This is a genomic window from Dactylosporangium vinaceum, from assembly GCF_019904175.1.
GTDB lineage: Bacteria > Actinomycetota > Actinomycetes > Mycobacteriales > Micromonosporaceae > Dactylosporangium > Dactylosporangium vinaceum.
In genome coordinates this window covers 6,465,829-6,485,563 of record NZ_CP061913.1, presented here as the reverse complement: position 1 = coordinate 6,485,563, position 19,735 = coordinate 6,465,829, and the positions used below count along the sequence as shown (strand labels likewise).

The following is a 19,735-nucleotide window of genomic DNA, read 5'->3' as shown; positions in this document are numbered from 1 at the left end:
CCCGGCCGGCGGATCCAACGCCGACGTTCACCCGCCCGGGCCGGTGGGTATCGACGGCCTATGGCGGACAGCGATGAGAGCAGCACCAAGACGGTTGTCGTGGCGGCCGGCGCGAACCTGGCGATCGCCGTGGCCAAGGCGGTGGCCGCGCTCGTCACCGGCTCGGCGGCACTCTGGGCCGAGACCCTGCACTCGCTCGCTGACACCGGCAACGAGATCCTGCTCTGGCTGGGCCTGCGCCGCTCGAAGCGCGGCCCGGACCGCCGCCACCCGTTCGGCTACGGTCAGGAGCGCTTCTTCTGGGCGTTCCTGGCCGCGCTGGGCATCTTCCTCGTCGGCGGCCTGCTGTCGGCGGCCGAGGGCGTGCGCAGCCTGCTGCTGCCCGAGCCGCTGGAAAGCCCGTGGGTCGGCGTCGCCGTCCTCGTCGTCTCGGCCGGCTTCGAGACCTGGTCCTGGCTGACCGCCCGCCGCCAGCTGCGCGAGGACGCGAAACGCCGCCGCCGCACGGTCCGCGAGCACCTGACGATGGCCTCGGACCCCAGCGCCACGACCGTGTTCCTCGAGGACTCGGCCGCCCTCATCGGCATCGCTCTGGCACTGCTGGCACTTGTACTGCACATGCTCACCGGATGGGCATGGTGGGACCCGGCCGCCAGTATCGCGATCGGTGTGCTCCTGGCGGTCGTGGCGTGGCTCCTGGCCCGCCGGTCCAAGGCGCTGCTGATCGACGCCGCCGCGCCGGACGACGTGATGGAGTCGCTGCACGCCGCGGTCGGCCCGCAGCCGTGGATCGAGCGGATACACGACATGCGTGCGGTGTACGTGGGCCCGTCCCAGCTGCTGGTCACGATGGAGGTGGAGCCCACCGCCACGGTCCGCGAGCGCCCCGGCACCGACCTGGTCGCCCACGTCACCGCGCTGCGCGGACGCCTGCTGGACGAGGCGGGCGTGGCCGACGCCGTGATCACTGTCGTCTGAGCACCCGGCCGGCTCAGGCCACGCCGCGCACCAGCTCGGCGAGGGAGTCCCACAGGGCCGGCGCGGCCCCGATCGTCAGCTCGGTGCTGAACGCGTCGCCCCGGCCGCCGAGCACGACCCCGGCCTCCCGCGCGACGAGCGCCCCGGCCGCGATGTCCCACAGGTTCGTGTCGAGTGCGAGCCCGCCGTCGAGCCGCCCGGCCGCGAGGTACACCAGGTTCAGCGCGGCCGGCACCCGCCGGATGTCGCCGCACGCCGGCAGCAGGTCCCGCACCACCCGCCCGGCCCGCGCCTTGGTGGCCGGGTTGGGCTGGAAGCTGACGCCGACGAGCGCCGTGTCGAGCGCGGGCCCGCCCGACACGGTGAGCCGCTCCCCGTTCAGCTCGGCCCCGCCCCCGTCGACGGCCGTGAACGTCTCATCGGCGACCGGCTCGTACACGACAGCGACCCGTGGCTCGTCGCCCTCGTAGAGCGCGATGCACACCGACCACGGCCCGGTCCGGCTGATGTAGTTGCGCGTCCCGTCGAGCGGGTCGACAACCCACTGCCACCCCGAGGTGCCCCCGCCGCCATGGCCCTCCTCGGCCTGCACCGCATCCTGCGGCCAGGCCTCCCGGAGAGCGTCGACGATGAGCCGCTCGCTGGCGATGTCGACGTCGGACACGACGTCGTTGGCGTGCGCCTTGGGCGCCCCGACCCGCAGCGTGTCGCGCCGCTCGACCTGCAGCCGCCCGGCCCGGACCGCCAGGCCCGCGGCCAGCTCCCGGGCCGCAACAAGATCCCTGTCCATCACCGCCCACGCTACCGGACGCGGTGCCGTGGGACGATCCGGGCATGAACGACTTCGCGCAGCCGTTGCCGGACCGCAGTGCCCTCGTCATCGGGGGCGGTGGAGGTGGCATCGGGCGGGCCGTGTCGCGGGCGCTGGCCGCGGCCGGGGCCCGGGTGGCGGTCGCCGACGTCGACCCGCAGCGGGCGCAGGAGGCGGCGCACGAGCTGGGGGACCGGGCGGTCGCACTGGCCGGGGACGTGCGCCGCCGCGAGGACGTCGACGGGTTCGTCGAGCGGACCGTCGCCGCGCTCGGGCGGATCGACTGCCTGGTCACGGTGGCCGGCGGGCAGGTGGCGTTCGTGCCGGCGGTGAAGGTGCACGAGATGGCGGACGAGGACTGGGAGCTGGTCCACGCCATGAACCTGCGGTACGTGTTCTGGGCCGCCCGGGCCGCGATCCGCGCGTTTCTCCGGCAGGGCGGCGGTGGCAGCATCGTCAGCGTCGGGTCGGTGACCGGGGTCATGGCCGCGCCCACGCAGGCCGGGTACGGGGCGGCCAAGGCCGGGCTGGCCAGCCTCGCCAGGACGGTCGCCGCCGAGTACGCCCGCGACGGCATCCGCATGAACGTCGTGGCCTGCGGGGCCGTCGCGACGCAGGCGGCCGGATCGTCGGGCGACGAGCGCGACGACGTGCCGGAGATTCCCATGGGCCGGCTCGGGCGGACCGGCGACGCCGCGGCGGCGGTGGTCTATCTCGCGTCACCGCTCTCGGCGTACGTGACCGGGCAGAGCCTGGTCGTCGACGGCGGTGTGAGTGTGCGCGGGCCGTTCGCGTAGCAAGATGCGGAGATGTGCCTCGACGGTGCGCTCATACCGTCGACGGCATGGTGCGAATCGCGGTTTCCGGGTCCATTGCCACCGACCATCTCATGACGTTCCCGGGGGAGTTCGCCGGGCAGCTGCTCGCCGAGCGGCTCGACGTGGTGTCGCTGAGCTTCCTCGTCGACGAGCTCGTCGTGCGGCGGGGCGGGGTGGCGGCCAACATCGCCTACGGGCTCGGGCTGCTCGGGCTGCGCCCGGTGCTGCTCGGCGGCGTCGGCGCGGACTTCGGCGAATACCGGGCCTGGCTGGAGCGGCACGGCGTCGACTGCTCCCACGTGCACGTCAGCCGGTCCCGGCACACGGCCCGGTTCGTGTGCACCACCGACCGCAACCAGTGCCAGATCGCCTCGTTCTATCCGGGCGCCATGGCCGAGTCCGGGGCCGTCCGGCTGAGCGACATCGGGGAGCCGTTCGACCTGGTGCTCATCGGCGCCGACGAGCCCGCGACGATGCTCGCGCGGGCCGACGAGTGCCGGAAGCTGGGCATCCCGTTCGCCGTCGACCCGTCCCAGCAGCTGGCCCGCTTCGACGGCGCGGACATCTTGGCGTTCATCGACGGGGCGCGATACCTGCTGACCAACGAGTACGAGGGCGCGCTGCTGGAGGCGAAGACCGGGTGCACGGCGGCGCAGCTGCAGGCCCGGGTCGAGGTCAGGGTGACGACGCTCGCCGAGCGCGGGGTCCACGTCGCCACGCGGCACGAGCGGTTCACGGTGCCGGCCGCCGCGACCGCGCGGGTCGTCGACCCGACGGGCGTCGGCGACGGGTTCCGGGCCGGGTTCTTCGCCGGTGTCCTGCACGGGCGGTCGCTGCGCGAGTCGGCGCGGCTGGGCTGCCTCGTCGCGGCGCGCGTCATCGAATCCGCGGGCTCGCAGGAGTACACCCTCGATTGAAAGCGATGTGAAAGGCGCGCGAAGCCGGACTGCAGGCGCTGGCTGGCAGCCTCGACAGCGTGCCAGTCATCGCCCAGGTCACAGCCGAGGACCACCGTCGAAAGCGCGACTACGGACGCCACCGGCGCCGCCACCACCGCCGCCGCCCGGACGATCTCGGCGCGTCCGCGCGGCACGTCCCGGCGGTGGTGCGGGCCTGCCGGCTCATCGAGACGGCCCAGGAGGTGCCGCTGCTCGGGACGCTCGCCGAGAGCGCCGGGCTCAGCCGGTTCCACTTCCACCGGATCTTCAAGGCCGTCATGGGCATCACGCCCAACGCCTACGCCGGCGGGCGGCGGGCGCGGCGGGTGCTCGACGAGCTCGCGCACGCGGCGACCATCACCGACGCCATCTACGACGCCGGGTTCAACTCCAACGGGCACTTCTACGCGCTGTCCGCGCAGATCCTCGGGATGACGCCGACGAGCTTCCGGGCCGGCGGGGCCGGCACCGCGATCCGGTTCGCGATCGCCGCCTGCGCCTACGGCCACGTGCTCGTCGCCACCACCGACCGCGGACCGTGCGCGATCCGGGTCGGCGCCGACCCCGCCGCGCTGGAGGACGACCTGGCCGGGCTGTTCCCGGCGGCCGAGCGCGACCGCGGTGACGGCCGCTACCGGGCCACCGCGCAGCGGCTCGTGGACGCCGCGCACGACCCCGCGCCGTGCCCGCTGCTCCCCGCCGACCTGCGCCGGACCGTGTTCGAGCAGCGGGTGCGGCAGGAGGTCTGCACTCGACTCAACCGAGGAGCACCCGCATGACCACGCTGACCGGGAAGTCCCTGCGACTGTCGCGGCTCTCGCGCCGCGGCGACGGGCGGTTCCTGTTCGTGCCGCTCGACCACTCCGTGTCCGACGGGCCGATCGCCGACATGCGCCGCTACGGCCGGCTGCTCGAGGAGGTCGTCATCGGCGGCGCCGACGCGATCGTCGTGCACAAGGGCCGGGCCCGGGTCATCGACCCCAACCTGCTGGCCCGCTGCGCGCTCGTCGTGCACCTGAGCGCCAGCACGCCGCACGCGCCCGACAGCAACGCCAAGGTCCTCGTCGGCGGCGTCGAGGAGGCCGTGCAGCTCGGCGCCGACGCGGTGAGCGTGCACGTCAACATCGGCTCCGACACCGAGGCCGGGCAGCTGGCCGACCTCGGCCGGGTGGCCGCGGGCTGCGAGCGGTGGGGCGTGCCGCTGCTCGCGATGGTGTATCCGCGCGGCCCGCGCATCGAGAACCCGGCCGACGCCACCCTGCTCGCCCACGTGGTGAGCATCGCCGCCGACCTCGGGGTCGACATCGTCAAGACGGTGTTCGCCGCGCCGTCGCACCGGATGGCCGATGTCGTCGCCGCCTCCCCGATCCCGGTGGTGGTGGCCGGCGGCAAGGACGAGCGGCAGAGCCTGGCCGACTTCGCCACGGCGGCGATCGGCACCGGCTGCGCCGGTCTCGCGATCGGTCGCCGGGTGTTCAACCACGCCGTGCCCCGCCGGGCCGTGCGGGAGCTCGCCGAGATCGTGCACGGCCACCCCCACCCGCATACCGATCAGCCGGAGCTGACCAGAGAGGGAGTCCGATGAAGTTCGCCTGGATCGACCTGCGCACCGTCCCCGACGAGCAGCGCGAGTCCATTGTGGACGCCGCGATCCACGCCGGCGTCGAGGCCATCGTCGACGACAGCCCGCAGACGCTGCGCACGCTGCCGCCGACGGTCCTGAAGGTCCTCGCCGGCCCGCACGACGACGTCGCCGACCTCGGCGACTACGTGCTGCTGGAGGAGGTCGGCGACGAGCGCGGCATCACCGAGGTGCTGTCCCGCCCGCGACCGCAGGGCCAGACCGGCGGCGCCGTGGTGAACGTGACCGATGACCCGTCGCTGACGCTGGCCTGCCAGTCCGCCTCCCGCCTGCCCTACACGGTCGTGCAGTTCAAGGACCCGACGAAGATCCCACTGGAGATCGTCATCGCCGCCGCCGACAAGGCGCCGGGGACGCTGATCTGCCGGGCCGAGGAGCTCGACGAGGCCCGGATCATCATCGACGTGCTGGAGAAGGGCTCCGAGGGCGTGCTCCTGGCGCCCCGCGACGCCAACGACGTCTTCCGCCTCGTCGCGGCGATGCGGGCCACGACCAGCCCGCTGACGCTGCAGAAGCTGCACGTGACGGCGATCGAGCACAGCGGCCTGGGCGATCGGGTCTGCGTCGACACCTGCACGCACTTCGAGAAGGACGAGGGCATCCTCGTCGGCTCCTACTCGCACGGCTTCATCCTGTGCTCCAGCGAGACGCACCCGCTGCCCTACATGCCGACCCGCCCGTTCCGGGTCAACGCGGGCGCCCTGCACTCGTACGTCGTCGGCCAGGACAACCGCACCAACTACCTCAGCGAGCTCAAGGCCGGCAGCACCGTCCTCGCGGTCGGCGCCGACGGCCGCACCCGCCGCGTCGTCGTCGGGCGCATCAAGCTCGAGTCGCGCCCGCTGCTCACGATCCGGGCCGCCGCCGAGGACGGGGCCGAGGTCACGCTCATCGTGCAGGACGACTGGCACGTGCGGGTGCTCGGCCCGGGCGGCACCGTGCTCAACGTGACCGAGCTTAAGCCCGGCGACGAGCTGCTCGGGTACATCGCCACCGACCAGCGCCACGTCGGCTGGCCGGTCGGCGAGTTCTGCGTGGAGAAGTAGCCCGTCCGCAACTGCCCGAGGGAGCCCGGACATGTCGGAGTCGTGGTGGGGCGAGGAGCTGCTCGCCGGGGGACCGGACGACGCGGTATGGGCCCGGGGCCGGCGCCCGGCGACCCACGGCGAGCTGCGCGAGCAGGTCGCGTGGCTCGCCCGGGTGCTGCGCGCCCAGGGCCTCGGCCCGGGCCGCACGGTCGTGCTCAAGGGCCCGCGCAGCCTGACGCTGCTGTGGACCCTGCTGGCGCTGTGGTCCCTGGGCGCCCAGGTGGTGCTCGTCGAACAGTGGGTGCCGCTGACCGGTGACCGGTCGCCGCTGCGCCCGTGCCGGCCCGAGTTCCAGGTCACCATCGGCGTGCCCGCCCCGCCCGGCGCCTTCGTCGACGAGGCGGAGGTCCGGGTGGTGCGCGACCCGGCCGGCGAGCCGGCCCGCAGCGGCGACTGCCTGCTGCAGCTGTCGTCGGGGACGACCGGCCGGCCGCGGCTCGTCGGCCGGACCCCGGAGTCGCTCATCGCCGAGCTGGACCGGCTGCAGGCCCTGGCCGGGATGCCGCGGGCCGGGGAGCGGGTGCTGCTGCTCGAGTCGTTCGTCCACTCCTACGGCCTCGTCTGCGGCATCCTGCACGCGCTCGCGGCGGGCGCCGAGCTGGTCCTGCCGGCCGGCCCGGCCCGGGCCCTGGACGTCGACGCGGTCATCGGCGCGCCCGGCGACTTCGCCGCGCTCGTCGAGCGGCCGCGCCCGGCCCCGCGGCTGCGGCTGGCGCTGTGCGGCGGGGAGATGCTGCCGCCGGAGACGTACCACGCCTTCGCGGAGCGCTACGGCGTCCACATCGGACAGGCGTACGGCACCTCGGAGACCGGCCTCGTCGCCACCGACCTGGCCGGCCAGCACGGGCCGCCGTTCCTGGGCCGCCCGGTCCCCGGCGTGCGGACCCGGATCGTCGGCGGGGCCCTGGAGGTCTACGCGCCGCGCTCGCCGTACCCCTTCGACCCGCAGGTCGGCTTCGGCGGCTGGCTGCCGACCCACGACCTGGTCGCCGCGGACCCCGACACCGGCGTGCTGCGGCTGCGCGGCCGGGCGGCGACCGGCGCGGCCCGCCGCCCCGACGTCGACCTGTTCGCGGTGGAGCGGGCGCTGCGCGCGCACCGGGCCGTCGTCGACGCGGTCGTGCTCGACGGCGAGGACATTGAGGCGTACGTCGCCGCGTCACCGCACATCAACCCGCACGAGCTGGCCGAGTGGTGCCGGCAGGTGCTCGGCCCGGCGACGCTGCCGGACCGCTACCACCTCACGCCCGAGCTGCCCCGCACGGCCGGGGGCAAGCTGCTGCGCAACCGGGCCGGGCTGCGCGAGTACATCACGACCGAATAGGAGCCTTCCTGTGTACCTCCTCGGCACGCACCGATCGATAGCGCAGCGGATGCGGCTGTTCCTGCGCGACGAGCTCGGCGCCGGGAACTTCTTCTGGCACGCCTACGACGTCGCCGACGACCGGTCCCGCCCGCTGATCTTCCACCCGGACGTGACGGCGCCCGACTGGGACACCCGCGAGGTGCCCGGCCTGTCCCTCGACGACCTGCGCGACCGGGCGCTGCGGCTCGCGGCCTGGTACCGCGACCAGGGTGTCGACAGCACCGCCCGGGTGGGCGTGTACACCCGCAACGGTCTGCTCGGGCTCGTCCACCACATCGCCGTCACCGGCCTGGGCGCCGCCGCCGTGCACTGCAACCCGCGGATGGCCGCGCCCACGGCGGCCGACTACTTCCAGCGGACCCAGTGCGCGCTCGTGGTCGGCGACGGTGACGGCCTCGAGCGGGTCACCGACGCCTGGGCCGCGTCCGGCGCGGCCGAGCTGCCGACCGCCAACATCCAGGAGCTGGACAAGGCGCTGCCGGCGCCGCGGGGCCCGCTGGCCGGATTCCCCTACCGCCACGGCCCGGACGAGCTGGTGATGATCTCCCACTCGTCGGGCACCACCGGCCGCCCGAAGGCGCCGGTCTTCGCGCACGGCTCGTTCTTCGTCGGCAAGCGCGAGCGGCTGCTCAACTACCCGTCGCTGCGCTCGGACCGGCTGCTCTCGGCGCTGCCGCACAGCCACTCGGCCGGCATCAGCTACCTGAGCCTGGCTATCATGCTCGGCCTGCCCACGATGGTCCTCGACGAGCCCGACGGCGCGGGGGTGGCCCGCGCGGTCAACGCCTTCCGCCCGACGATCGTGCTCGGCTTCCCGCTGACCCTGGCCGAGGTCGACCCGGCCGGCATCGAGCCCGCCGCGGCCCAGGGCGTGCACACCTGGAACGGCATGGGCGACGCCTCCCACGAGCGGCACATCCGCCCGCTGATCGCCCTCGGGCAGCGCCCGGGCCGCAACGGCCCGGTCCCCGGCAGCCGATACCTCGACGGCCTCGGCTCCTCGGAGATGGGCATGGTCCTGTTCCGGCAGGCGCATACGCCGGAGAGCAGCGCGTACGGCCGGCGGATCGGCAGGCCCGTCGGCGTCGTGCGCAAGGCCGCGGCGCTGCGCCCGGACGGCTCCGAGGCGGGCCCGGGCGAGGCCGGCCTGCTCGGCGTGCGGACCCCGAGCGTGACCCCCGGCTACTGGGACGACCCGGCCCTCACCCAGCGCTCGATGCTCAACGGCTACTTCCTGACCGGCGACGTCGCCCGCCGCGACGCCGAGGGCAACTGGTTCCACCTCGACCGCATCCCCGACGTCATCCCCTCGGTGCACGGCCCGGTGTACAGCCTGCCCATCGAGGAGATCGTCCTCAACGAGACGGGCGCCCTGGACACCGCCGTCATCGCCACCGACGACCCCGACAACCCCGGCTTCTGCGCCCCGATCGCGATCGTGCTGTTCCGCGCCGGCGTGCAGACTGCCAAAGCCCCGGACGCGGCTGTACTGCTGGAGCGCTGCAACGCCGCACTGCGCGACAACGGACTCGCCGTCCTGCGCCGCGTGCTGGTGGCCGCGGGCCGCGAGGACCTCCCGGTCGGCGTGACCGGCAAGGTCCTCAAACGCGAACTGCGCGACAGGCACCGGACCCTGCTGCACGAGGCCGGCGCATGACGGCCTCGGAGCGCGCGGCCCGCCAGGTCATCGACGTGGCGACGGGCTGGTGGCGGGCCCAGGCCATGCACGCCGCCGTCACCCTCGGCCTGCCGGACGCGATAGGCGCCGGCGCGGCCACCTTGAAGGCGCTGACGATCCGCCTGGGCGCCGACCCGGACCGCCTGGGCCGCCTGCTGCGCCTGCTGGCCGCGATCGGCCTGGTCACGCAGGACGGGGACGGCTACCACCTGACCCCCGCCGGCCGGCTGCTGCGCACCGACGTCCCCGGCTCGATGAACGCCCTGTGCCGGGTCTACAGCGAGGAGTTCGCCCGGGCCTGGGAGGCCCTCCCGTCGACGGTCCTCACCGGCGAGCCCGGCTTCACCTACGCCCACGGCCGCCCGCTCGGCGACTATCTGCGCGCCGAGCCGGCCGCCGCCACCCGCTTCCAGGGCGCGATGAGCGCCGGCAACCTGTTCTTCGCCGACGTGGCCACCGCCTTCGACTTCGCAAGCTGCGCGCGGGTCATCGACGTGGCCGGGGGCAACGGGGCGCTGCTGGCCACGATCCTCCGCACCCACCCGCATCTGTACGGCACCGTCGTCGACCAGCCCCACGTGGTCCCCCTGGCCGACGCGCTGCTCACCCGCGAACTGGGCCGGGGCCGCCACGAGGCTCGGGCCGGGGACGTGTTCGCGGCAGTGCCCCCGGGCGCCGACGCCTACGTGCTCTCGCGCGTCCTGCAGGACTGGGACGACGAGCACTGCGTGCAGCTCCTCGACACGTGCCGCCGCGCAATGCTCCCGCACGCGCGCCTCCTGGTGGTGGAGCGCGTCATCCCGGAGGCCGACGAGCAACTCCTCCCGGTCCTGTGGGACGTCCACCTCATGGTCGTGGCCGGCGGCCGCGAACGGACCCTGCCCGGCTACCGCTCACTCCTGGCCGCCGCCGGCCTGCACCTGGAGGCGGTCCACCCGCTCGCGCTGGAGACGAGCCTGCTGATCGCCGCCCCGGCCCACGCCTGAGCGCCGAGCGCAGCGTGCTGCGGGGCCCGGGCATCGCCCGAGCCCCGCGGCGCCCCGCCTGAGCGGCAACCCCCGCAACGGCTACACCGTGCGCGGCACCAGCGAGAACCGCGGCTGGGTGGTCTCCGCCGCCCGCTCGGCCGCGTAGAGGTGCAGCAGCTTGGGCACCCGGAAGCGGCCGGGTTTGTGCTCCTCCACCAGGTGCGCGGCCACGAGCTCGTCCAGGGCGTCGGCCATGTCCGGCTGCACGGCCGGGGCGGAGCCGGTGAACTCGGCGTGGGCGGCGCCCAGGTGGCGGAAGAGGCGGCGGGCCCGGGTCGACAGGGAGGCGTAGGAGCCGTCGAAGGCGTGGCGCAGCGCGGTGCGGCGGCCGTGGCCGGCCGACAGCTCGCTCAGGCGGTTGCCGCTGCGCAGCTCGGCCACGTAGTCGGCGATCTGGCGGTGCGGGCGGTAGAGCAGGGCCGCCGCCGCCAGCTGCAACGCCAGCGGGAGGTGGCCGCACAGGTGCACGAGGTCGGCGGCGGCGTCGGGCTCGGCCTCGACGCGTCCGGCCCCGAGGAGGCGGGCCAGCAGGGTGAGGGACTCGTCGGTGCCGAGCTCGTCCAGGCGATAGGGCACCGCCGAGTGCCGGGCCACGAGCGTCGGCTGGTAGAAGCGGCTCGTCAGCAGGACGGCGCTGCCGGAGGTGCCCGGCAGCAGGTGGCTCACCTGGTCCGCGTCCACGGCGTCGTCGAGCAGCAGCAGCACCCGGCGGTCGGCCAGCCGGCCGCGCAGGAAGGCGGCCATCGACTCGATGGTGTCGCAGCCGCCGTCGGTGTCGGCGCCCGAGGCCCGGATCAGCTCGCCCAGGACGGTGCGCAGTTCGCGGGTGCGGCACTGGTCGTTGGTGAGCCCGACGTACCACTGGCCGTCCGGGAAATGGTGGCGCAGCCGGTGCGCGAGGTGGACGGCCAGGGCGGTCTTGCCGACGCCGGGGAGCCCCAGCACCATGGCGACGGGCATGCCGCCGCCGGTGAGGACGCCCTCGAGGTGCTCCAGCGCGGCCGTGCGGCCGGCGAAGTCGGGGCGGTCCGGTGGCAGCTGGCACACCATCGACCAGCGGTGCGCGGGTGCGGGTACGGGTGGGGGCGGCGCGGTGACGGTGGCGGTGGTGCGGGGCGGGCCCTGGTCCTGCAGGATGCGCTGGAAGATGGCGGCGGCCCGGGCGCCGGGGGCGACGCCGAGCTGGTCGGACAGGGTCTGGCGGAGGCTGTGGTACGCGTCCACCGCCTCGACCCGCCGCCCGCACTGGTGGCAGGCGAGCATCAGCTGGCACCAGAGGCTTTCGCGCAGCGGGTGCCCGGCGATGGCCGCGCGGATGGCCGGGATCACCTCCTGGGCCCGGCCCAGCTGCAGCTCCAGGTCGATGTGGCGCTCCACGGTGCCCAGCCACTGCTCGTTGAGCCACGGCATGTGGTCACGGCGCAGCGACTCCGACTCGACGTCCAGCAGCGGCCGGCCCCGCCAGAGCGCCAGGGCCTCCTGCAGCAGCGCGGACTCCTCGCCGGGCTCGCCGGCGTCGCGGGCGCGCCCGGCCCGGTGGCGCAGCGCGGCGAACCGGGTCAGGTCCAGTTGGTCGTCGGGCATCTCGATCTCGTAGCCGTGGGCGTGCGTGCAGATCGCGGCGCCCGTGCCGGCCACTTCGAGGGTCTTGCGCAGCCGGGCGACGTGCACCTGCAGGGCGCTGCGCCGCCGGTGCGGGCCCTCGTCGTCCTCCCACACCCGCTCGATGAGGTCGTCCACGTCGACGACCTGGTTGGCGCTGAGCAGCAGGGTGGCCAGCACGACGCGCTGCTTGGGCGAGGTGATCGCGGCGGCGCTGACTTCGAGCGGGCCGAGAATGGCGAATCGGGCGTCGCTCATCTCGGCGCTCCGGCGGACCGGGGTCCTCCGCGCGCCCCGGTCGTGTCATGTCTGGAGGCGTGGTCGTGTGTCAACATCGGCATCAGCCCTCACGTTTCGGCCCCTCCGGCGAAACCGTACAGCGGAACTCGCCGGTTGATAGTCGCGACAATGCTCAACATTGAACGACATCAATAAAGTCATCGTAGCGCAATTCCGTGGATGCGCTCGGTGATCGAGGGGCCGGCCCGATGCGAAACTCATCACGCGGGCAAAATTTCAGATCACGATGACCAATTGTTTGCGCGGTCGCCGGCTATTCATCGGCAATTTGCCGGCGACCGCGCGGGCAATGTCCTAAACCCGCGAGCGGGCCGGGCGGAAGCCGGCCCACGCGATGAGCGCGGCCAGCAGCGCGAACGCGGCGAGCGCGAGCAGCCCGACCTGGAAGCCCGAGACCAGTGCGGCGTCCGCGGCCATCGGATGGGCGCCGCCGGAGACCGACGCGGTGCGGCTGGCCGCGACCGAGACGAATGCGGCCACGCCGAGCGCGATGCCGAGCTGCAGCGAGGTCTGGCGAAGCCCGCCGGCCAGGCCCTGCTCGGCGTTGCTGACCCCGGCCACGGCGCCGATCGTGGCGCTGACCGTCGTCATCAGGAAGCACATGCCCATGAGCACGATCGGCACCACGAGCACCCCGTAGCTCTGGTGCGGCCGCAGCGAGAGTGCCAGGGCGGCGATGCTGAGCGCGCCGACCGCGGTGGCCACGGTCATCATGGTGCGCACCCCGAACCGGGTGACGAGCTTCCCGGCGACCCGCCCGAGCAGCACGTTGGCCACCCCTGTCGGCGCGACCGCGAGACCGGCCTGGATCGGCGTGTAGTGCAGGACCTCCTGCAGGTAGAGCGTCAGCAGCAGGTAGCCGGCGCCGTTCATCGCGCCGCCGATGAGGGTCACCGCGTTGGCCGCCCGCACCGTGCGCACCCGGAAGAACCCGAGCCGGACCAGCGGCTCGGCGGCCCGGGTCTCGACGAGCACGAACGCGCCCAGCAGGACCAGGCCCGCGGCGAGGGTCAGCAGGAAGCGGGCCGAGGTCCAGCCGTGGGTGGCGCCCTGGCCCGGCGCGATGACGATGACCGCGACGGCCGCCGTCACCAGGACCGCCCCCAGGACGTCGACGCGGCTGCGGCGGGCCGGCACCGGGTTGACGTACCGCGGCGCCAGGGCGGCGACGACGAGCCCGACCGGCACCGCCACGTAGAACACGCTCGGCCAGCCCGGCCAGTCCACGAGCGGGCCGCTGAGCACCAGGCCGCCGACGAAGCCCAGCACGGTGGCGACGCTGAACGTGCTCATCGCCCTGTTGCGCACAGGACCCTCGGGGAACGTGGTGGTCAGCAGGGCCAGGGCGGTCGGCGCGATGACCGCGGCCGAGAAGCCCTGCAGGGCCCGGGCCACGATCAGCATCGTCGCGTTGACGGCGAGCCCGCACAGCAGCGACGTGAGCGCGAAGGTGACCATGCCGATCCAGAACATCCGGCGCCGGCCGACCATGTCGCCGACCCGGCCGCCCAGGATCAGCGCACCGGCGAACGCCACGTTGTACGCGGTCACCACGCCCTGCACCCCGACCGCGCTGAAGTGCAGCGAGTGCTGGATGTTCGGCAGCGCGACGGTCACGATCGACGAGTCGAGAATGATGAGGAACTGCGCGCAGACAATGAGCAGCAGCGCGATTCGCGACCGGCTGCCGTCCGCGCCCGGGGCCGGTGGCGACGCCTCGACCGGTCGCGCGAATTGCGTGCTCGGATGCTCGGTCAATTTCGGTCACCTGCCCGTCAGGGATGATCTACTGGAGTCGGCAATTTCTTTGTACCACGGGGCCGAGGTCACCATGCCCGCGCGCGGTGGCGGTTATCGGACTTCGAATTCGCAGCCCGGCCGGCGCAATACCCACAACGCGTGAGAATGCGCAGGCCGGGTCCCGAATGGATCCGAACGATCTTTGCAATTACTCCGCGGCCGCGCGCAGGTCCGCCGCACGGCCGGTGTGCTCCCAGGTGAACTGCGGCAGTTCCCGGCCGAAGTGCCCGTAGGCCGCGGTGTGCCGGTAGACCGGCCGGGTGAGGTCCAGGTCCCGGATGATCGCGGCCGGGCGCAGGTCGAACACCTCGCCGACGGCCTTGCCGATCCGCTCGACCGGCACCGTCTCGGTGCCGAACGTCTCCACGAACAGCGAGACCGGGCGGGCCTTGCCGATCGCGTAGGCGACCTGCACCTCGCAGCGCTCGGCCAGCCCCGCGGCGACGACGGTCTTGGCCACCCAGCGCATCGCGTACGCCGCCGAGCGGTCCACTTTGGACGGATCCTTGCCGGAGAACGCGCCGCCGCCGTGGCGGGCGTACCCGCCGTAGGTGTCGACGATGATCTTCCGGCCGGTCAGCCCGGCGTCGCCCATCGGCCCCGCCCACCTCGAACCGCCCGGTCGGGTTGACCAGCAGCCGGTAGTCGGACACGTCCAGGTCGAGCTCGTCGATCACCGGGCCGATGACGTGCTTGCGCACGTCCGGCGTGAGCAGCTCCTCGAGGGAGATGTTCGCCGCGTGCTGGGTGGAGACGACCACGGTGTCCAGCCGGACCGGCCGCCGCCCGTCGTACTCGACCGTCACCTGCGTCTTGCCGTCCGGCCGCAGGTACGGCAGCACGTTGTCCTTGCGCGCCGCCGCGAGCCGCGCGGCCAGCCGGTGCGCGAGCGCGATCGGCAGCGGCATGAGCTGCGGCGTCTCCCGGCAGGCGAAGCCGAACATCATGCCCTGGTCGCCCGCCCCCTGCCCGTCGAGCGCGTGCGCCGACGCGCCGGTGCGCAGCTCCAGGGCCGCGCTCAGGCCCTGGGCGATGTCCGGCGACTGCGCCCCGATCGAGACGCTGACGCCGCAGGACGCGCCGTCGAAGCCCTTGTGCGAGGAGTCGTAGCCGATGCCGAGCACGGTGTCGCGCACGATGCTGGCGACGTCGGCGTACGCCGTCGTCGTCACCTCCCCGGCGACGTGCACCTGCCCGGTCGTGATGAGCGTCTCGACCGCGACCCGGCTGCCCGGGTCCTGGGCGAGCAGCGCGTCGAGGACGCCGTCGCTGATCTGGTCGGCGATCTTGTCCGGGTGGCCCTCGGTCACCGACTCCGACGTGAACAGCCGTCGTGCCATAGTCCCGCATCCCTCCCGCCACCGCCCGCTGCGATGGCAATCCCCGTCAACGCTATGGACGGGCCGGTGGGACGCCGCTCCGGATGTTGCGCGGCAACATTGTGAGTGCCTGCTTCGGCGGTACCCCACGAGACTCGGACGGCAAGCACTCGACAAGTCCACTGTGGAGGGGTGTCGCCATGGCCGTGGAGGCCGGTGAAGTCTACGAGAACCCGCGCTGCGGCGAGAAGGTCGTCGTGCGCACGCCGTCGTCGCAGACCGGCGGCGAGCGGACCGTCATGGACGTCTACGCGACGCCCGGCGGGGCCGTCTCCGGCGAGCACATCCACCCGGTGAGCGCCGAGCGCTTCACGCTCGTGCGGGGCCGGGTCGCGTTCCTCATCGGCGGCCGCCAGGTGACCCTGGAGGAGCCGGGGCAGAGCATCCTGGTGCAGCCCGGCATCAAGCACCGCTGGTGGAACTGCACGGGTGACGAGTCGTACCACATCTGCGAGGTCATCGGGAACGCCGCCCGGTGGGAGGAGCTGGTGCTGCGCCAGATGTTCGGCCTGGCCCAGGACGGCCGCACGAGCCCCGAGGGGATGCCGCACCTGCTGCAGCTGGCGGTGACCACGCAGGAGTACGGCGACGTGGTCCGCTTCACCACGACACCCCTCGCGGTGCAGCGGCTGGTGTTCGGGGTGCTCGCGCCGATCGGGCGGCTCCTCGGGCGCAAGGGGCGCTACCCGCAGTACCTCAGCCGCCGGCCGGACAGCGTCGTGGAGTTGCCGCCGCTGCCCCCCGAGGTCGCCAAGCACCACTACTGAGCGCAGGGAGCGGATCCATGGTGGAGGGTGAGCCGGTGGTGCGGGTGCCGGTGCTGATCGTGGGCGGCGGGCCGGTCGGGCTCGCCCTGGCGCTGCTGCTCGATTACCACGGGGTGGCGTGCACAGTGCTCGACGACGGCGACGGGCCGCGCGGCACGCCGCGGGGCAGCACGCACAACGCGCGGACCATGGAGCACTACCGGCGGCTCGGGCTGGCCGAGGCGGTGCGCGGGCTCGGGCTGCCCCCGGCGGACCCGACCGACGTCGCCTACTTCACCCGGTACGCCGGGTATCCGCTGGCCCGGCTGCCGATGCCCTCGGCCGCGGCCAAGCGGCGGGCGGTCGCCGAGTCCGCAGCCACCGACCAGGTGCCGGAGCCGCTGCACCGGGCCAACCAGATGTACGTCGAGCGGCTCCTGCACGCCGCCGCGCGGGCCCGGCCGGGCATCGCCGTCCAGCCGGCCTGGCGGGTGCTCGACGTGCGCCAGGACGGCAGCGCGGCCGAGGCCACCGCCGAGCGGGCCGGTGACGGGCGGCGGCAGCGCTGGCGGGCGCGGTACGTCGTGGGCTGCGACGGGGCCCGCAGCGTCGTGCGGGCGGCCATCGGCGCGCACTACGCCGGGGAAGGCGGGGTCGACCAGCGCATCCTCGGCCGGCGGGCGACGGCGCTGCACCTGCGGCTGCCGACGCTGTACCGGGACGTGCTGACCGGGCCGCGGGCCTGGAGCTACTGGGCCGTCAACGACGAGCTCGCGGTCAACCTGATCGCACTCGACGGCGAGTCGGAGTTCTTCCTGCTGACCAGCTCCATCGACCCCGACGACCCGGACCCCGGGCGGGCCGCCGAGCTGGTCCGGCGGGCCGCCGGGGCCGACGTCCCGGTCGAGGTGCTCGACCGGCGGGCCTGGACGCCGGGGCAGGCGCTCGTCGCCGAGCGCTTCGCCGACCGGCGGCTGCTGCTCGCGGGCGACGCCGCGCACCTGTTCACGCCGACCGGCGGGTTCGGGATGAACACCGGGATCGACGACGGTGCGAACCTGGCCTGGAAGCTGGCCGGGGCGCTGCAGGGCTGGGGCGGCCCCGGGCTGGTCGGGTCCTACGGGGCCGAGCGGCGGCCGATCGCGCTGCGCAACACCGCGGCGGCGCGCCGGCTCAACCGCAACCTCGCCGACATCGCACCCACCGCCGTGCTCGAGGAGGACTCGGCGAAGGGGGCCGCCGAGCGCGACCGGGTCGGGGCGCTCCTGTCGACGTACGGGGAGCAGTTCGCCTCGATCGGGGTCCAGCTCGGCGCCCGCTACGACGGATCGCCGCTGCTGCACCCGGACCGGGCGGCGCCGCCGCCGGACTCGCCGACCGAGTACGTGCCGTCGGCCGTCCCCGGCGGCCGCGCCCCGCACGCCTGGTGCGGACCCGGGCGCGGGCCCGGCGACTCGCTCTTCGACCGCCTGGGGCCCGGCTTCACGCTGCTGCGCCTCGGCCCGCACCCGCCGGCCGCCGCGCCCGCCGTGGCCGCCGCCCGCGCCGCCGGCATCCCGCTCACGGTGCTCGACGCGCCCGACCCGCAGATCCGCGAGCTCTACGGGCGCGACGCCGCACTCGTGCGCCCCGACCAGCACGTGGCCTGGCGCGGTGACCGGCTCCCGGACGACCCGGGCGAGTGGCTGCGCCGAGCGGTCGGCCACTGAGCAACAACGAGAGCGCGTGTGGCGACAGTCGTCAATACGTTGGAGGCGTGATGCAGCAAGTGCCCGAGCGGACCGTCCCGGTGCTCATCGTCGGCGGGGGCGGGTCGGGGCTCACCGCCTCGATCGCGCTGTCGGACCTGGGCGTCGAGTCGCTGCTCGTCGAGCGGCACCCCTCGACGTCGCCGCATCCGAAGGCGCACATCCTCAACGGCCGGACGATGGAGGTGTTCGGGCAGCTGGGGATGGCCGACGAGATCTACCGGGAGGCCGCCCCGCCCGAGACGTCGGCGGCCATGGTGTGGCTCACCAGCCTCGGCGGCGACGAGCCCTACGACCGCAAGGTCCTGCACCGGGTCGACGCCTACGGCGGCGGGCGCCTGGCCGATCGGTACGCGGCCGCCAGCGCCTACCGGCACGCGAACCTCGGACAGCGCTGGCTCGAGCCGCTCCTGCGGCGGCAGGCGGAGAAGCGCAACCCCGGCGGCGTGCGCTTCCATCACGAGCTCGTGACGTTCGAGCAGGACGACGGCGGTGTCACGGCACTCCTGCGGGATCGCGACAGCGGGATGGAGTACCACATCCGGGCCCTGTTCCTGATCGGCGCCGACGGCGGCAAGACCGTCGGGCGCATCGCCCGGATCGCGATGCTGGGCACGCCGACGTTCCTGGAGTGGATCAACCTGCACGTGCGCAGCGACTTCTCCGGCTTCCTGCCGCACGACGACGCGGTGGTGAACCGGGTCTCGTCGCTCACCGACGACGGGCGGTTCGAGCACTGCGGGGTGGTGCCGATGGGGCCCTCGCGGTGGGGGCGCCACGCCGAGGAGTGGACGCTGATGTTCGCCCGGCCGCCGCAGGCCGCGCACCTCGGCGACGACGAGGTGGTGGCGCTCGTCCGGCGGACGCTGAAGCTGCCCGCGGCGCACCCGATGCAGGTGTACGCCGTCAACCGCTGGCCGGTCGAGGGGACCGTCGCGGCGTCGTTCCGTCGCGGCCGCGTGTTCCTGGTCGGCGACGCCGCGCACCGGCACCCGCCCTCGGGCGGCCTCGGCCTCAACACCGGCGTGCAGGACGCGCACAACCTGGCCTGGAAGCTCGCCGCGGTCCTGCGCGGGACGGCGGGGGAGGGGCTGCTGGACAGCTACGAGGCCGAGCGGCGCCCGGTCGCCGAGGCGGTCGTCGAGCGGGCGATGTACTCCGTGTTCAACCAGATCGCCATCACCAACGGCACAGGTGTCACGGCGGCCGGCAGCCCCGAGTGGAACCGCGCCCAGCTGACCGCGCTGTTCGCCGACACCCTGGCCGGGCGGGCCCGGCGGATGCTGCTCAAGGAGTACTTCGACACCAACCGCATCACCACCGAGCACCTCGGGCTGGAGATCGGCTACGACTACGCGGGGACGCCGGCCGTGCTCCCCGACGGCACAGCGCCGCCCGCGCCCGACCCGCTGCGGCTGGAGTACGTCGCGACCGCGCGCCCCGGGCACCGCCTGCCGCACGCCTGGCTCACCCACGAGGGCACCCGGATCGGCACCCACGACCTGGTGCAGCCGGGCGAGTTCCTGGCGATCGGCGCCGACGAGTGGCTCGACGCGTGCATCGCCGCCGCCGGGCGCCTCGGCGTGCCCCTGGCCGCGCACGCGGTCGGCCCGGGCGGCGACCTGCAGGACCCGGACGGCACCTGGGCGCGGCTGCGCGGCCACGGCGACGACGGCGTCGTGCTGGTCCGCCCGGACGGCTTCGTGGCCGCCCGCCGCGACGGCCGCGCCGAGGACCCCGACGCGTGGTGCGAGACCGCGCTGCGCACCGCACTGGCCCGTCCATGAGCAAGCACCGCAACCAACGACGAACC

15 protein-coding genes and 1 pseudogene are annotated in these 19,735 nt (G+C 74.1%); 12 read left to right on the top strand and 4 right to left on the bottom strand.

Features of this window, described 5'->3' with window-relative positions; translation table 11 throughout:
- The first annotated feature begins 60 nt into the window (after positions 1-60).
- Positions 61-978, top strand: a complete 918-nt coding sequence (locus Dvina_RS29155) for a cation diffusion facilitator family transporter (protein WP_223092530.1) — start codon at positions 61-63, stop codon at positions 976-978.
- A gap of 13 nt (positions 979-991) precedes the next feature.
- Here Dvina_RS29155 and Dvina_RS29150 read toward each other — a convergent pair whose 3' ends face one another.
- Entirely contained in the window at positions 992-1,768 is a 777-nt protein-coding gene (locus Dvina_RS29150; protein WP_223092529.1) for an inositol monophosphatase family protein, read from the bottom strand.
- A 44-nt stretch (positions 1,769-1,812) separates the two neighbouring features.
- On the opposite strand from Dvina_RS29150, the gene Dvina_RS29145 reads away from it, so the two are divergent.
- The 8 genes from Dvina_RS29145 to Dvina_RS29110 are packed head-to-tail and all read left to right on the top strand — an operon-like array spanning position 1,813 to position 10,305.
- Complete coding sequence (locus tag Dvina_RS29145) at positions 1,813-2,586, top strand: SDR family NAD(P)-dependent oxidoreductase (protein ID WP_223092528.1); 774 nt, start codon at positions 1,813-1,815, stop codon at positions 2,584-2,586.
- 50 nt (positions 2,587-2,636) lie between these two features.
- Positions 2,637-3,524, top strand: coding sequence for a carbohydrate kinase family protein (locus tag Dvina_RS29140; protein ID WP_223105775.1), 888 nt, complete (start codon positions 2,637-2,639; stop codon positions 3,522-3,524).
- A 59-nt stretch (positions 3,525-3,583) separates the two neighbouring features.
- A complete protein-coding gene (locus Dvina_RS29135) occupies positions 3,584-4,324 on the top strand; it encodes a helix-turn-helix domain-containing protein (protein ID WP_246655388.1) in 741 nt (246 codons plus the stop codon).
- Positions 4,321-5,130 (top strand): 2-amino-3,7-dideoxy-D-threo-hept-6-ulosonate synthase, encoded by an 810-nt coding sequence (locus tag Dvina_RS29130; protein ID WP_223092527.1) that lies wholly within the window; start codon positions 4,321-4,323, stop codon positions 5,128-5,130. The genes Dvina_RS29135 and Dvina_RS29130 overlap by 4 nt, the downstream gene beginning before the upstream one ends.
- A complete protein-coding gene (locus tag Dvina_RS29125; protein ID WP_223092526.1) occupies positions 5,127-6,233 on the top strand; it encodes a 3-dehydroquinate synthase II family protein in 1,107 nt (368 codons plus the stop codon). The genes Dvina_RS29130 and Dvina_RS29125 overlap by 4 nt, the downstream gene beginning before the upstream one ends.
- 31 nt (positions 6,234-6,264) lie before the next feature.
- Entirely contained in the window at positions 6,265-7,599 is a 1,335-nt protein-coding gene (locus tag Dvina_RS29120) for a class I adenylate-forming enzyme family protein (RefSeq protein ID WP_223092525.1), read from the top strand.
- A 10-nt stretch (positions 7,600-7,609) separates the two neighbouring features.
- A complete protein-coding gene (locus tag Dvina_RS29115) occupies positions 7,610-9,298 on the top strand; it encodes a class I adenylate-forming enzyme family protein (protein ID WP_223092524.1) in 1,689 nt (562 codons plus the stop codon).
- Entirely contained in the window at positions 9,295-10,305 is a 1,011-nt protein-coding gene (locus Dvina_RS29110) for a methyltransferase (protein ID WP_223092523.1), read from the top strand. Before Dvina_RS29115 ends, Dvina_RS29110 begins: the two co-directional genes overlap by 4 nt.
- A gap of 81 nt (positions 10,306-10,386) precedes the next feature.
- Here the strand turns inward: Dvina_RS29110 and Dvina_RS29105 are convergent, their stop codons facing one another.
- From Dvina_RS29105 to metK, 3 genes and pseudogenes are all read right to left on the bottom strand, one after another.
- Positions 10,387-12,207: an AfsR/SARP family transcriptional regulator gene (locus Dvina_RS29105; protein WP_223092522.1), complete on the bottom strand. Its 1,821-nt coding sequence runs from the start codon at positions 12,205-12,207 to the stop codon at positions 10,387-10,389.
- A 336-nt stretch (positions 12,208-12,543) separates the two neighbouring features.
- Positions 12,544-14,007: an MFS transporter gene (locus Dvina_RS29100; RefSeq protein ID WP_223092521.1), complete on the bottom strand. Its 1,464-nt coding sequence runs from the start codon at positions 14,005-14,007 to the stop codon at positions 12,544-12,546.
- Between the two features lie 190 nt (positions 14,008-14,197).
- Positions 14,198-15,389 (bottom strand): annotated as a pseudogene (metK, locus tag Dvina_RS29095) (methionine adenosyltransferase).
- Positions 15,390-15,568: 179 nt separating this feature from the next.
- On the opposite strand from metK, the gene Dvina_RS29090 reads away from it, so the two are divergent.
- Genes Dvina_RS29090 through Dvina_RS29080 form a run of 3 tightly spaced genes read left to right on the top strand, consistent with a single transcriptional unit; the run spans position 15,569 to position 19,709 of the window.
- Positions 15,569-16,195, top strand: a complete 627-nt coding sequence (locus Dvina_RS29090; RefSeq protein WP_223092520.1) for a cupin domain-containing protein — start codon at positions 15,569-15,571, stop codon at positions 16,193-16,195.
- A 17-nt stretch (positions 16,196-16,212) separates the two neighbouring features.
- On the top strand, positions 16,213-17,883 hold the full coding sequence (locus Dvina_RS29085; protein ID WP_223092519.1) for an FAD-dependent monooxygenase: 1,671 nt from the start codon (positions 16,213-16,215) through the stop codon (positions 17,881-17,883).
- Between the two features lie 50 nt (positions 17,884-17,933).
- On the top strand, positions 17,934-19,709 hold the full coding sequence (locus Dvina_RS29080) for an FAD-dependent monooxygenase (RefSeq protein WP_246656606.1): 1,776 nt from the start codon (positions 17,934-17,936) through the stop codon (positions 19,707-19,709).
- The last annotated feature ends 26 nt before the right edge of the window (positions 19,710-19,735 follow it).

What these genes read in the sequence shown, in the direction of transcription:
- Dvina_RS29105 (WP_223092522.1), bottom strand. Translation starts at nt 12,207, where the DNA reads ATGAGCGACGCCCGATTCGCCATTCTCGGCCCGCTCGAAGTCAGCGCC.
- Dvina_RS29130 (WP_223092527.1), top strand. Translation starts at nt 4,321, where the DNA reads ATGACCACGCTGACCGGGAAGTCCCTGCGACTGTCGCGGCTCTCGCGC.
- Dvina_RS29150 (WP_223092529.1), bottom strand. Translation starts at nt 1,768, where the DNA reads ATGGACAGGGATCTTGTTGCGGCCCGGGAGCTGGCCGCGGGCCTGGCG.
- Dvina_RS29145 (WP_223092528.1), top strand. Translation starts at nt 1,813, where the DNA reads ATGAACGACTTCGCGCAGCCGTTGCCGGACCGCAGTGCCCTCGTCATC.
- Dvina_RS29120 (WP_223092525.1), top strand. Translation starts at nt 6,265, where the DNA reads ATGTCGGAGTCGTGGTGGGGCGAGGAGCTGCTCGCCGGGGGACCGGAC.
- Dvina_RS29125 (WP_223092526.1), top strand. Translation starts at nt 5,127, where the DNA reads ATGAAGTTCGCCTGGATCGACCTGCGCACCGTCCCCGACGAGCAGCGC.
- Dvina_RS29155 (WP_223092530.1), top strand. Translation starts at nt 61, where the DNA reads ATGGCGGACAGCGATGAGAGCAGCACCAAGACGGTTGTCGTGGCGGCC.
- Dvina_RS29085 (WP_223092519.1), top strand. Translation starts at nt 16,213, where the DNA reads ATGGTGGAGGGTGAGCCGGTGGTGCGGGTGCCGGTGCTGATCGTGGGC.
- Dvina_RS29080 (WP_246656606.1), top strand. Translation starts at nt 17,934, where the DNA reads ATGCAGCAAGTGCCCGAGCGGACCGTCCCGGTGCTCATCGTCGGCGGG.
- Dvina_RS29090 (WP_223092520.1), top strand. Translation starts at nt 15,569, where the DNA reads ATGGCCGTGGAGGCCGGTGAAGTCTACGAGAACCCGCGCTGCGGCGAG.
- Dvina_RS29110 (WP_223092523.1), top strand. Translation starts at nt 9,295, where the DNA reads ATGACGGCCTCGGAGCGCGCGGCCCGCCAGGTCATCGACGTGGCGACG.